The sequence below is a fragment of the Stenomitos rutilans genome (genome assembly GCF_059505485.1).
In genome coordinates this window covers 39,868-52,541 of the sequence record NZ_JCACKR010000057.1, presented here as the reverse complement: position 1 = coordinate 52,541, position 12,674 = coordinate 39,868, and the positions used below count along the sequence as shown (strand labels likewise).

Genomic DNA, 12,674 nt, shown 5'->3' with positions numbered 1-12,674 from the left:
GCGTTGAAAGCAGTGGTTGGTTGTTCGTTGTTCGTTGTTAGAAGCAAACCAACGGCTGATCGCTGACCGCTGATCGCTCTTCAACTCAAAACTCAAAACTCAAAACTCAAAACTTCTACAGACCGCTAATTACAGCACAGCGTGTCATACCTTGGAACTCTTAATCTCGCCAAACTTAAGTTCGGTTGCTTTACTGAATCCAAGGTACAAAACCCGGAAAAGTTCATGAAAACAACACAATTTTAGTCGTATGAAAGCTGAGCTTAAAGTGTAGTGGGAGGAAAACGAACCTTCCTGATTCTCCAACAACAGCCCAGAAAGAAATGTGCAGACCATTCGCTGGGGAACTTTCTCACATGCTGGACGCGATCGCCCAGACGCTAGCAGAACAAGCCGCCACGCCTGCTGTACCTGCCACGATTCATCCGTCGAACGCTCCACTGGTCGCTGCACAACAAACAGTGGTTCCCATACCTAAACCAACCATCAGCGCACCTGAATCGCTTGCGCCAACGTTTTTGCCTCCGTCAAAGCGCGAAGATAGTGCCGCTTCAACAGCAGCAAAACCCGTTTCAACAAACACCAAAGCCCCTGAGAATGATCCTCCGGCGGCAAAGCAGAGCGAACAGAGCACTCAACCGTTGGTGATGCCTAGACAGACGGCCAATATCACCAAGAGTCAACTCAATGAGCAAGCTACAGCCGCACAGCGAATAGTGCTGAAGCAGCGTCTGGCAGACCTGGTTACCAAAGACAAGTCTCGGAAAGAGGCAAAATTACGGGCAAATCTCGAGGCAAGGGCGATCGCCAGCGCACAAGCGGGAGAATTTCTGCAAGCGCGCCGTTTGGCACAGGATCAGATGCTTTCGTCTGAAGATCAGGCCACGCTGCTCGTCCAAATTGATGCGATCGCAGGAGCAAAAGTTTCCAAAAAGACTGTGCAACAGCTCCCTCGATCACAGCCAGCCTCTTCAACCTCTGTGATTGCGCCCTGGAAAACAGCCGCTCCTGGTCGATCGCGTCCCTCCGTATTGCCTTATGTGCCATCCTCAAATCAAGGAGAAAGCACAACCGCTAGCAATGTTTCACAATCGTCCCCACAGTATGTTGGTTATTCACTCAACGGGTTTGGGCGAACGATCCAAGGTTTGGGAGTTGTCATAGACAACAATCAGTCTGACATCAACGGGCAAAGCTGGATGACCGCTTACGCACCAGGCAGTCGTTTCAATGCTGAATTATGGAATGGCTTGAGCCTGATCTTTCCGTTATCGGTGCCTGCGCCCATCACGTCTGCTTTTGGCTGGCGAGTACACCCCATCAGAGGCGATCGGCGTTTTCATAGCGGCACTGACCTTGGCGCACCGATGGGTACACCCGTTCTAGCAGCAGCATCGGGAAAAGTTGCCCTCTCCGACTGGTTAGGTGGCTATGGTCTCGCCATCATTCTGTCTCATCAGGACGATACACAAGAAACGCTGTACGGCCACCTTTCAAAAGTGTTTGTTAAACCGGGTCAATGGGTTGAAAAAGGCACCGTGATTGGACGAGTCGGCAGCACTGGCTTATCCACAGGCCCTCACTTGCATTTTGAACTTCGGCAAAAGACCTCAAGCGGCTGGCACGCGATCGACCCCGGCGTACAGTTGAAATACGCGCTTGCTCGCTTGGTCAAGACAATGCAGTCAGGTTAAACCGCGATCGGCCCAGCTAGGTTATACGGTTTCTTCAAATGAGCTACAGTCTAGCCAAATGGGTACAAGGTGTCGGCAGTGGTGAATGCCATAAACCGACTGTAATCCTCGCAGGAGCGCCAAGCTCAGGCTGACACATTCTGAAAAGCGTTTGGATGAGCCTGCCAGACCTGTTGAATAAATTGCCTGAACGGTTGATGCCCTCTATCAGGAGAATTGTTTGGCGCGGCATCGTGATCAGCGGCATACAGGCTAGTCATCCACGAGAACACTTCTGTGTCCAACGCTGCTCGAAATAGGGTGAGTGGGAGCAGTAGGTCAGAATCCTGACGCAAATCATAAAAGCCTGGTTGCTCTTGAAGCGGGCTGTTGCAAGCAACTGGGCTGTAGGCGCTGGCATCAGAAGGCTGCTGAATTAAGACGAGTGGGCGCGCCCAACATAACTGACGCGACTCAATTACCTGGATCACCTCTGCATAGAGATAACTGGTGTCATGCTCCAGGCAAACAATCTGACACGGCTGCAAGCGTGGGTTTGCTTCAGGTGTGAACTCATGGCTTGAAGAAGAACCCATAGGGCTAGACCGTGCGTGTGGCTTTCTCTCACTTTAAAGGGTTTAGCCATTCTCTTGCCGCCGCTATAATACTGAAATTGGCTACTGAAGCTGAGCGATCGCACGGGCATCAGTAGCTTTGATGCAAGCAACCACGTAAGCGTTCAATCCGGATACTTCAACGCTTGATCGAATGCTATAAAAGAAGTTAAGCAATGTAACTGTAGCGATCGTTTCTCTCATTGAGATACGACCGACACATTCTTAGCTGTTGCTCCCTTTAACCAGTGCAACCGTCTGCGCTGACGCACGGTACAGATCTAAGCAAAACATCTGTTAGCATTGCAAAGGTTCGCTTCAAAAAGTTGTCTACTGTTCACGAGAGGATAGAGAAGTGTCTGTCGAAACCATTGAACAGCGTTCAACGGTTCGCAAGCTCGCGCCCCGTTATCGCGTTTTACTTCACAACGACGACTACAACTCAATGGAGTATGTCGTACAAACGTTGATTACTACCGTGCCCAGCTTGACTCAGCCTCAAGCGGTGGACATCATGATGGAAGCTCATACAAACGGATTGGCTCTAGTTATCACGTGCGCTCAAGAACATGCAGAGTTTTATAGTGAGACACTCAACAGTCATGGGTTGAGCAGTACGATCGAACCCGATGAATAATCTACTCAAAAAATCTTGAAGCTGGCATTCTCTAAGCTTGCACAGTCTCCGGCTCCAGTCAGAATTGCAGCCTTTCTTTTGGCGTTGCTGTTGCTTTGGCTACCGATCGCTTTACCCATTTACTGGCTGGTGAAGGATAGCAATATGGTCAGCATCCTGACCATAGTCATTCTTTACTCAGAGTTTATTCTTCTTATACGCGTTTGGGGAAGACAGGTTTACCATCAGCCTAACCTGTTGTGGCGCTACGGGCTGGAACGCTCACGGCGTATAGGGTTAGAGTTATTGAGTGGTTTGACAATCGGATGTGTGAGTGTGCTGGCGCTGTTTGTCACACAGAGCGCTTTTGGTTGGATCACCTGGCGATCGCCTTCAAACGCACTTCTGCAAGTTGCGATTGAGGGGCTGTTGGTCGCTCTGGGCATCGGTTTCGCAGAGGAGTTGTTCTTTCGAGGCTGGTTGTTGGATGAGCTTCAACGGGATTATGCTCCCCAGGTCTCGCTTTGGGTAAATGCCAGTATCTTTGCGCTAGTACACGGCTTCAAGCCGCAGTTTCCAGCATTGGCGCTGCTGGCGGTTACGTTGATTTGGGCAAAGCGATCGCGCACCGACTCAGGCGACGTACCACGCTTGAGTAGACATGAGTGGCGAGACCAAACGTTGGGTTTACTGCGCGGACGTTTAGGCTTGCCGATGGGGCTACATGCTGGCTTGGTTTGGGGCTACTACATCCTTAATGTCGGGCAATTGCTCCGGTACTCACCACAAGCGCCTGAGTGGCTTTCAGGGGTTGATCACAATCCTCTCGCAGGGGCGATCGGCGTTCTCTTTATGAGCGCTTTAGCCATCGGAATGTGGCGCTATGCGAAAAGTCAACGTGTTTCTGAGAGCCATTGATAAAGGAAACACTGGCTAAGCTGGTAATCACGATTCAGTCGTTGCAGCACGTCCTCATCACCCTATTTTTTTGAGCGAAAAAGGCCAAACAGCCCACCATTTTTGGATGTTTTGTCAGATGGTTGGGCTTTTGATGATTGGGGCTTTACAGCCTTACCGTTTTGCTGACCATTTTCTGAGGCAGCGACTTCGATACCAAGCTTGGGGGCAAAGCGGCACGCTAGCGGGTCCTTTGGGTTCAGCTTAAGCGCTTGACGAAGGTAAACTTTTGCCATGCTCTGGAGATTCTGCTGGAGATAGGCAACCCCTAGCAGTGCATGATACTCGCTTTTTCCCGCTTCGATTTTAATGGCGTCTCGTAGTTCTTGCTCGGCTTCTTTCCAATTGCCTTTTTTCATGTACTCTTGCGCTCGTCGATAATGACGCTGAGCATAGCTTTCGGAAACGGTTGCGCCATCGGCTGGGTTCGGCGTAAATTGAATGGGTTTCGCTTCAGGTGCAGAGACCAACCCTGTGCGCTTTTCGCGGATCAGCGTATCGCCCATCTTGAGCTGTAGATACACTAGGTTTAGCTCACCGAGTTGCTCTGTTAGTAAGGCAAATTGATCGAGCGGTTGATACTGGGACTCGGCGAGTTGGGCGATCGCTTGCTCGTAAAAAACATCTACGCCATTCACGGGTTGCTGAGTTAACTGACGCGCCAAATCACCCTTAGGAGCCAAGGGCGCATCACGGTAAAGCCGTCGCACTTGAAGCCGTAGCAGCGAAACATTCTCTTTGCGCCCCTTCTCTTGCTTGAGTTTTTGGTAAGCAGGGTTTACCAGTCGTGCAAAAAGTTGGCTTGCCAGATCTTTGGTCGTATCCTCTTCGGGAATGTTGTGATCGGGGTGCAGCAGTTTGGCAACGGAGCGGTAGCGCTTGAGTACCCGGCGATCGTCCGCTGCAAGCGAAACCCCTAACACAGCATAGGGGTCAGAAAAGTTAGTTAGCCATTCTGAGGGAAGCGCACTCTGTGACATTGACCAAGTAACCTGAGAAGATTCTCTAAATTCGGCACAGTGCTTAGCAAACTGCACTCAATTGAACGCCATAGCATCAACGACCGCTTCACTGGATGGATCATAACGATCTGGATTAGAACCAAATCCAAGCAGGCCGTCTTTGGCAAGCAGATGTTTTACAGGTAAGAGTGTCCTCAAGTTAAGAGCTTTCTCAAGCGCCTTGATGCCAATCAACTTACCCTTTAAGCGTCTGTTTAGCGCGGTGCTCATAAACTAGACCATTAACGATTCAGCCTTAGAGGAACAGACCTAGTGAACTGAGAGCATAGATCAATTTGGCTCTTCAATTTCCGTAAAGGCTCAATTGTAATGATCATTACTCTACTGTACCGTGCCCCACGGGTGAGAACCGGACATATCTGAAGAACGTTAGCGCTTTCTCACTCATGAGATTGCTTCACCCAGAACATTATGGCGCTTGATTCTTAAAGTTTTAGTAAAGCGGCATGATACAGTCACTCACCCAACTTTGCTGTCATCAACTCAGTGAAGTCAATATGATAGAAGAAGCTGACGCAGACATGGTTGTCGGCAGAAGACGATCGTTGCCCTAGTTATGGATCAGCAGATGACTGACGATCGCACGCTCGTGACGGCTCTGAAGGCAGTTTTTAGGAAATCTGTGAGGCAAGGCTGATATGTTAGATAGGCCCAAAAGCCGTAAGGTTGCTGCTGCTTTGGCGTTTGCTGGAGCGGCAGCACCGATCGGCGCAGGCTTGCATAAGTTCTATGTTGGGCAACCGCTTTGGGGCATCCTCTATTTGCTGTTGTCGATGACACCAATCCCTCGCGTCGCCTGCGCGATCGAAGGCATCTGGTATTTGACCCAGGATGCTGACGAGTTTGACCTCAAATTCAACGATGGGATTGTTTCGACGGTCAAAGTGATCGCCAAAACTGAGGTCGTGAATCCTGACCACATCAGTGCCGTTGCTGAAGCCGTAAGACAGCTTGATCAACTCCGTGCCGATGGCCTGCTGTCTGAGTATGAGTTTGAGCAAAAGCGCCGTCAGTTGCTCGATCGAATTGCGTAGAAAAGGCAGGAGGCAGGGGAAGCAAAGGGTGCCAAGGAGGTAGGGGTCGAAGGAGGCAGGACGGTCGATCGTAATCGGTCAAGCGTTTCCGATGTTCAACGATGCTATGCCTCTGCACTGATTATGGTTCACTGATACTAACGACTATTCAAAACTCAAGCGCTTCCCCTCTCCCTCAGCTTCCTCTGCCTCCCTTTCATCCCTCTACTCTCAATTTCTCCCTCTACTTTCAATTCCTCCCTCAATGCCGCTTCCCAATTGGTTATCGACGGTTACTCAAGCTCACCAACCCCTGCGATCGAAAATCCTCAGCGATCCGTACTATCGGTTTCAAAACGTGGCGGAGCTTGAGCTGGCAGCCAGTTTAGGCGTCAAAATCGATGTCAATCAGGCTGGCGTCGATGATTGGCTGCGTTTACCGGGGCTTTCGATTCATCAGGCCCGATCGCTTGTTGAATTAACGCAAGCAGGCGTGCAGTTGCACTGCATTGAGGACATTGCTGCGGCCCTGAGTCTGCCTGTACCACGGCTTAAGCCCCTAGAGTCAGTGATGTTATTTTGCTATTACGATGCAGATAGTGTTGAGACGATTAAGCCTGTGAATCCTAATACAGCATCGATCGAGTTGCTCATTCGCATTCCAGCAGTGGATACGTATCTGGCACGAGCGATCGTCGCCAATCGGACGATGGGGCCTTACCGTAACCTGATTCATTTTCAACGACGACTGTCGCTATCAAGCCAGCTTGTTGCCGAGTTGATGCACTACCTCAAGTTTTAGAGGGAGTCAGCACGAACGCCAAACGCTCTTGATGCTTACGACTTTGCTACTAGCCCAAGACGCTTAAATGGGTAGAAGCGCAACCAAGCGCGACCGATAATGTTCTGCTGCGGTAGAAACCCCCAAACATGGGAGTCATTACTGTTGTTACGGTTGTCGCCCATTACAAAAAACTCACCATTAGGCACAGTGACAGGTGGCAGCGTGTAGTTGGGTGGAGCGGCAATGTACGGTTCCTGGAGTGGTTGTTGATCGACGTAAACCGTGCCGTTTTTAACCTGAACGGTTTGCCCAGGTTGACCAATAATGCGCTTAATAAACGCCTGATCTTTGGTATAGCCTTGAACTTGAAGTTGGTGAGGCGGATCGAAGACGACGATATCGCCAAACTCAGGCGGATGAAAGCGATACGAAAGCTTTTCCACCACGAGTCGATCGCCAATCTGCAAGGTCGGCAGCATCGAATCGGATGGGATGTAGCGAGGTTCTGCCACAAACACTCGAATCAAGAGTGCCAGGATCAGCGCAATGATGAGGATTTGAACGTTTTCCCACCAGGCTCGCCAACGCGGAGGCGCAGGTGCGACCGTTACTGGTAGCGGTAATTCTGCGGGAGGCTCAGAGGTCGAGGTTTTTTCAGAAGTCATGGAAAGGCAGCGCAGACAGCAAACATAAAAAGACAAGATAGCTGACAGTCTCCCTTTTGACTAGGGCTTACGCAAAAGCGGTCATCTTTCGCCCCCTAGCCCCCAATGCTGGGGGAACCGAACCAATTAAAGCCCCCGGCATATAGCCTTCGGCATACCTTTTGGGAAGCAAGCTACAAGAAAGGGGGGTTGGGGGCAAATGCGTAAGTCCTATTGATCAAAAGAGCTGTAGTCAAGATCTCGTCAGAACTTTAGTCTAATGTCTTGATGCCCATCGTGCTTGCAAAGGTCAGCATCAGAACGCAATGAATTTCTCCGATCGCAGTTGGTCGGGCTTCGCACCCAACGCCAAAGCGGTTTCTTGAAGCTGGTCTGAGCGATCGCCCACCGCACAAATCACCACATCAAACGCTGCCAGCTTAAGCCGTAGATTGACCAAAACGCTTTCCGGGCATTGAGCGATCGCGTCCCGATAGTGAAAGGCAGGCCAGGTTTGCTGCAATTGTTGCCAGTACGGCTGATAGGGTAGCTGGTCGGGAGTTTCGGGGTTTGCCTGCACCAACCAGACGGGCAGCTTGTAGCCGCACTCGCGTAGCCAATCGATTTGGCTTTTCAATGGTGCAATCCCTGACCCTTCAGCAATATAAAGGCGTGGACGCTGGGGTAGCTCGCTTAACGTCATCAGACCATACGGCCCTCGTAGTGGCAAGGATTGCCCGATCGCCAGATCCTGTACGACAGCCGAACTCCAGCCCACACGCGAGACGCAGAGTTCAATGTCAGGACAGGCAGAGGGAGAAGAGGCGATCGAGTAGATTTTGCTAAATTTGCGACCATCGCGCTCAAATTTAGGCCAAACGGACTGTCCTGGTAAAAACCGGAGTTCGTCTCGGTCCAATCGCAGTCGAATCGCTTTGATGGTGGGTGTCAGCGCCACAGAACTAAGCACCGTCGCCACGTAGTCTGCCGTCGGCGATCGGCGTAAAACATCTAAACTTTGCATCGTTAACTTTCGCCTGTGTGTCGCAGGCGTGATGGGGTTTGTGACTTCAAGCAGGCATTCTGACTTGGAATGGGGTAAGGGGTTAGGGTTCAGGGGTTAGGGAAGCGTTTAATGCTCCTTCTACCCCATCCCCTAGCTCTTGTACCTTGTTCTTCACAGTTGCGGCACAGTGCCGGACTTTTTTGCGTTAACAAAAGCACCGGACTTTCCCTCGGTTAGACGTTGCTAACCGTGTCTGGGCTGTTTCCCAGAGAACCTGAAGTGGCTTGCGTATTGTAGCTCATGGCTGGTTAACGGCGAAAAATGAAGCGAGGGGAAAGGGGAGAGGGGCGAAGGATAAACAAATGAAGGATTAGCTTTTAAGCGGTCAGCGGTCAGCGATCAGCTTCTACCTTTAGCCTTTAGAATCTCTGTACAAACCCCATCTAAATCGACGTTTAGCCTTTATCCTTTAGCTCTACTCCCCGTCCCCTTCAGCCTTGTTGCAATCCGTAGTCATAACGAGTATGATTTAAGAGTGAATGCGAAAGATAAAGGATATGGTCAGAGTAGAAGCAATCCCAATCAGCAAAATTCGCCGCCCCTTGTTTCGGCAGAATGATCAAACCAAAGTAGCTGCTCTTATGGAGTCGATTCAAGAAATTGGGCTACAGGAGCCAATCGACGTGCTAGAGGTTGATGGCGAATACTACGGTTTCTCTGGGTGTCATCGGTATGAAGCCTGTAGCCGTTTAGGGCAAGAAACGATTCTTTGCCGAGTGCGTCGTGCACCCCGTGCAGTTTTGCAACGTCATTTGGCTTAAGCTTGTACCTTTTTCGGACTGTCAGCCACAACACCATGAGGTTGGGTGCACGGTGTAAGGTAGCAAGGGTGGTTTTAAGATGTAGTCTGTCCGGGTGTAGTTTGGAAGGAAAAACAGCTATAAACTAACCGCAGACCTTGTGAATGAGACGAGTCATTGAACTGTATTTTTGACACGTTTCAGTAATAGCACCACCCGACCCAAAGCTGAGTGCACTTCAGGTATCGAAACAGAGCGTGTTTCGCACCTCTACAAGTTTCATTAACTCAATCCAATCATTAGCTCCAGTTCAATCGAGTTTTCATCTTATTCGGAGGATCGTATGGCAGTTCCAACCACAGTAATGCCAATTGACATCGGCATTGACGAAAAATCAAGAGGCGCGATCGCAGAAGGGCTTTCTCATCTACTGGCAGACACCTATTCGCTTTACCTTAAGACCCACAACTTTCACTGGAACGTGACAGGGCCTATGTTCCAGACGCTCCACCTGATGTTTGAAGGGCAGTATACCGAGTTAGCTGCCGCAGTAGACCTCATTGCTGAACGCATTCGAGCGCTTGGTTTCCCTGCTCCAGGCACCTATTCGGAGTTTGCGCGGTTAAGCTCAATCCCCGAAACAGCGGGTGTGCCCAAAGCAGAAGATATGATTCGTGAACTGGTGGAAGGGCAAGAAGCGGTGGTACGGACAGCCCGATCGATCTTCCCCACCCTTGAGCAGGTCAACGACGAGCCAACCGCTGACCTATTGACCCAGCGGATGCAAGTACATGAAAAGACTGCCTGGATGCTGAGAAGCCTTTTGGAAGGCTAAGAGAGCTGGAAAGTTAAGAGGGCTGGAAAGTTAAGAGTTTTGAGTTTTGAGTTTTGAGTTAGATGAGCCATTTAAAATTCAAGACGCTTAGCTAAAACCTTTTCGTCTATGTCTCAAGATGTTACCCACCGCTTGCGCATATTAATGCGATCGGTGGGTTTTTCCAGTTTTAAGGCGTTAAGTCGGGCTGCTAACGTATCAGAAAAGCAGCTTTTGCGCTTACGGCGAGGGGAAATCGCTCAGGTGCGTGTTGGGTCACTGCTGAAGCTGAGTCGGGTGTTGCAGGTGTCGGTGGTGGAACTGCTAGAGATGTGGGATGAAGAAGGGCAGGAGGCAGGAGCCAGGAGCCAGGAGGCAGGAGCCAGAAGCCAGGAGCCAGGAGTCAGGAGTCAGGGGGTAGAACTTGAAAATCAACCTGATGCATCATTGCAAGAATTATCAGATTTGTGGCAGGAGTACGATCGCCTTCAGCAGCAACTCGCACAACAGCGCCAAACCTTGTGGCAAGAATTTCAGCAAGAAAGTGTGCAAACGCTAGAGTCTCTGTTGCTTCAGTTGCCCACTGCTGCCTATGCTGCTCAACAAAATCCGCAAGCGCCTGCGGTCAAACTGCTGCCGTTACTGCGCCCGTTGGATACGTTATTGGAAAGGTGGGGGATTGAGCGGATCGCGCCCGTAGGTGCAGAAGTGCCCTATGACCCCCAGCAGCATCAACTCATGGGGGACACTGCTCAACTAAGCGGTTTTCAGTCGGACAATGTTCAGCTGGGCGATCGTGTCAAAGTGCGCTATACAGGCTATCGTCAGGGCGATCGCTTGCTTTACCGGGCAAAGGTGAGTGCGATCGGGCCAACTTAACCAAGCCATTTCCTTTAAGGAACACTATCGTAGGATGGAGTCACCGTTAAAGCGCTTTCGTCAGATGCAACGAGATCACTACTTCCAGGTTTCCTTCCGGTTGTCTGCCTTCTCGGACTTCTCGCCGCAAGTTCTCTCGCCACAAAGGATGGCCTGGGCAGCGCTGGCGGTGGCATGTGCGCTAAGCTCAGCCGCAGAGGTGGGAGTTGCCGCCACTCGTAAGGATATCGATCTGCAAATTGGCATTGAGCAGCGCTTTGGTAGCAAGACGACGGATGCACTGACCTTAGAGGCCGCAGCGGGCGATCGGCTCACGTTTCGCTTTGAGACGCAGGGGAAAGAGCAAACTGTTAGCGCCACGAGTGCCAACCTGGATGTGGTGCAACAGCCCCTACCCGAACCGATGCTACAGGAGCGGGTAGTCCTCAGCACCCACCGGAGTTTTGAGAGTGCTGAAGATAGCGCCAACCGCTGGGTTGCTCAAGGTATCCCCGTCGAAGTGGCCCAGCCGCAACGTTGGCAGGTGTGGGCAAAAAGAGAGACGTACAACAGTCCTCTCCTGCGCCGACTGCTGCTGCAAAGCTTACAAGCACAAGGTATGCAAACGGCTTACATTGATACGCAGCTTTTGCCGAAGCAGCCCCGTGCCTCGCTAGTTGTGAACGGCTACCGCTACACTCGCGATCGCATCGACATCACCGCTGGACAGGGGATCATTCGAGTGATTCAAAAGAGCGGTGACAAAACCCGGAATCTCTACGCAGGCAGTATGCGGTTGCAACCCAATACCTACGGCACTTATACCCTGGTCAACCAGGTGCCTCTGGAAGCCTACCTGCGCGGTGTGGTGCCCTACGAAATTGGGACATGGGCCGTGCAACCCGTCCTCCAGGTACAGGCAATCCTGGCACGCACCTACGCCCTTCGCAATTTGCGCCGCTTTGCGATCGATGGCTACCAGCTTTGTGCCGATACCCAATGCCAGGTCTACAACGGTCTTTCTGGCGTTCATCCCGCGACTGATCAGGCGATCGCAGCCACTCGTGGCAAGGTTTTAACCTACAACAATGAGCTAGTGGATGCCGTTTATTCCTCGTCTACAGGCGGAATTACGGCTCCGTTTAACGATGTGTGGTCGGGTGCCGAGCGACCTTACCTGCGAGCCATCATCGACTCGGTTGGCAATCTCTGGGATTTATCCCGCCAGAGCTTGGCAGATGAGCAAAATTTTCGCCGCTTCATTAGTCAGACGAAGGGGTTTAATGAGGCGGGTGGTGAAATGTTTCGCTGGCGTATTAACAACTCGCTTGAAGCACTCAGTCAGGACTTGCGGCGCTACCTTGTCGCAAACAAAAGTCCCCTAGCGAACTTTAAGACCATTCAGCGCCTTGCCGTGACCCGTCGATCGTCTGCTGGGCGTGTCTTGCAAGTGACCGCAACGACCGATCGTGGCACTGTCATCCTGGACAAAGACGATATTCTGGTCGCGCTCTATGCCCCTAACAGCACCCTCTTTTATTTAGAACCGCTGTATGGTGCCAACCGAACGCTGCAAGGCTATACCTTTGTTGGCGGCGGTTTGGGGCATGGTGTTGGACTCAGCCAAACCGGAACCTATCACCTGGGTAAGTTAGGCTGGTCGAGCGATCGTATTCTCAATTTCTACTACCCTGGCACCAAACTACAGACCATCAGTGATGCCATCACCTTTTGGCGTGGGGAGCAAGACAAGGGTAACGGTGGCTAGATAAAGCCATTGCCGAAACAGCGTTTGGTACAAGCCAGCTCAGAAATAAAGTCATCAAAAAGAGGCAAAGAGAATCAGGCGCTCTTCACCTCTCATCCGATGATT

Annotated in this window: 14 protein-coding genes and 1 riboswitch; of the genes, 9 read left to right on the top strand and 5 right to left on the bottom strand. The window is 51.2% G+C overall.

What is annotated here, in order from left to right; translation table 11 throughout:
* Positions 1 to 323: 323 nt before the first annotated feature.
* Entirely contained in the window at positions 324 to 1,694 is a 1,371-nt protein-coding gene (locus tag AC5JLP_RS09735) for a M23 family metallopeptidase (RefSeq protein WP_496067737.1), read from the top strand.
* Between the two features lie 125 nt (positions 1,695 to 1,819).
* On the opposite strand, the gene AC5JLP_RS09730 is transcribed toward AC5JLP_RS09735, so the two are convergent.
* The gene (locus AC5JLP_RS09730) at positions 1,820 to 2,269 is read right to left on the bottom strand and encodes a hypothetical protein (protein WP_496067736.1); all 450 of its coding nucleotides are present in this window, start codon (positions 2,267 to 2,269) and stop codon (positions 1,820 to 1,822) included.
* A 373-nt stretch (positions 2,270 to 2,642) separates the two neighbouring features.
* Here AC5JLP_RS09730 and clpS point away from each other — a divergent pair, with 373 nt between their 5' ends.
* Complete coding sequence (gene clpS, locus AC5JLP_RS09725; protein WP_496067735.1) at positions 2,643 to 2,924, top strand: ATP-dependent Clp protease adapter ClpS; 282 nt, start codon at positions 2,643 to 2,645, stop codon at positions 2,922 to 2,924.
* 15 nt (positions 2,925 to 2,939) lie between these two features.
* A complete protein-coding gene (locus tag AC5JLP_RS09720) occupies positions 2,940 to 3,821 on the top strand; it encodes a CPBP family intramembrane glutamic endopeptidase (RefSeq protein ID WP_496067734.1) in 882 nt (293 codons plus the stop codon).
* Between the two features lie 62 nt (positions 3,822 to 3,883).
* On the opposite strand, the gene AC5JLP_RS09715 is transcribed toward AC5JLP_RS09720, so the two are convergent.
* Positions 3,884 to 4,840: a J domain-containing protein gene (locus AC5JLP_RS09715; protein ID WP_496067733.1), complete on the bottom strand. Its 957-nt coding sequence runs from the start codon at positions 4,838 to 4,840 to the stop codon at positions 3,884 to 3,886.
* A gap of 57 nt (positions 4,841 to 4,897) precedes the next feature.
* Entirely contained in the window at positions 4,898 to 5,092 is a 195-nt protein-coding gene (locus AC5JLP_RS09710; protein WP_496067732.1) for a hypothetical protein, read from the bottom strand.
* 428 nt (positions 5,093 to 5,520) lie between these two features.
* On the opposite strand from AC5JLP_RS09710, the gene AC5JLP_RS09705 reads away from it, so the two are divergent.
* Entirely contained in the window at positions 5,521 to 5,916 is a 396-nt protein-coding gene (locus AC5JLP_RS09705) for an SHOCT domain-containing protein (protein WP_496067731.1), read from the top strand.
* A gap of 244 nt (positions 5,917 to 6,160) precedes the next feature.
* Complete coding sequence (locus AC5JLP_RS09700; protein ID WP_496067730.1) at positions 6,161 to 6,697, top strand: helix-hairpin-helix domain-containing protein; 537 nt, start codon at positions 6,161 to 6,163, stop codon at positions 6,695 to 6,697.
* A 35-nt stretch (positions 6,698 to 6,732) separates the two neighbouring features.
* Here AC5JLP_RS09700 and lepB read toward each other — a convergent pair whose 3' ends face one another.
* Both lepB and AC5JLP_RS09690 read right to left on the bottom strand, forming a co-directional pair.
* Complete coding sequence (gene lepB, locus AC5JLP_RS09695) at positions 6,733 to 7,344, bottom strand: signal peptidase I (protein ID WP_496067729.1); 612 nt, start codon at positions 7,342 to 7,344, stop codon at positions 6,733 to 6,735.
* Positions 7,345 to 7,639: 295 nt separating this feature from the next.
* Positions 7,640 to 8,347 carry an FAD-binding oxidoreductase gene (locus AC5JLP_RS09690; protein ID WP_496067728.1) on the bottom strand — a complete coding sequence of 236 codons (708 nt, stop codon included), beginning with the start codon at positions 8,345 to 8,347 and terminating at the stop codon, positions 7,640 to 7,642.
* Positions 8,348 to 8,379: 32 nt separating this feature from the next.
* Positions 8,380 to 8,622, bottom strand: a riboswitch (cobalamin riboswitch).
* A 246-nt stretch (positions 8,623 to 8,868) separates the two neighbouring features.
* On the opposite strand from AC5JLP_RS09690, the gene AC5JLP_RS09685 reads away from it, so the two are divergent.
* From AC5JLP_RS09685 to AC5JLP_RS09670, 4 genes are all read left to right on the top strand, one after another.
* On the top strand, positions 8,869 to 9,150 hold the full coding sequence (locus AC5JLP_RS09685) for a ParB N-terminal domain-containing protein (protein WP_496067727.1): 282 nt from the start codon (positions 8,869 to 8,871) through the stop codon (positions 9,148 to 9,150).
* A gap of 322 nt (positions 9,151 to 9,472) precedes the next feature.
* Positions 9,473 to 9,964, top strand: coding sequence for a Dps family protein (locus AC5JLP_RS09680; RefSeq protein WP_496067726.1), 492 nt, complete (start codon positions 9,473 to 9,475; stop codon positions 9,962 to 9,964).
* Positions 9,965 to 10,072: 108 nt separating this feature from the next.
* Positions 10,073 to 10,822, top strand: coding sequence for a nucleotide exchange factor GrpE (gene grpE / locus AC5JLP_RS09675; protein ID WP_496067725.1), 750 nt, complete (start codon positions 10,073 to 10,075; stop codon positions 10,820 to 10,822).
* A 34-nt stretch (positions 10,823 to 10,856) separates the two neighbouring features.
* On the top strand, positions 10,857 to 12,569 hold the full coding sequence (locus AC5JLP_RS09670) for a SpoIID/LytB domain-containing protein (protein WP_496067724.1): 1,713 nt from the start codon (positions 10,857 to 10,859) through the stop codon (positions 12,567 to 12,569).
* Positions 12,570 to 12,674: the final 105 nt, after the last annotated feature.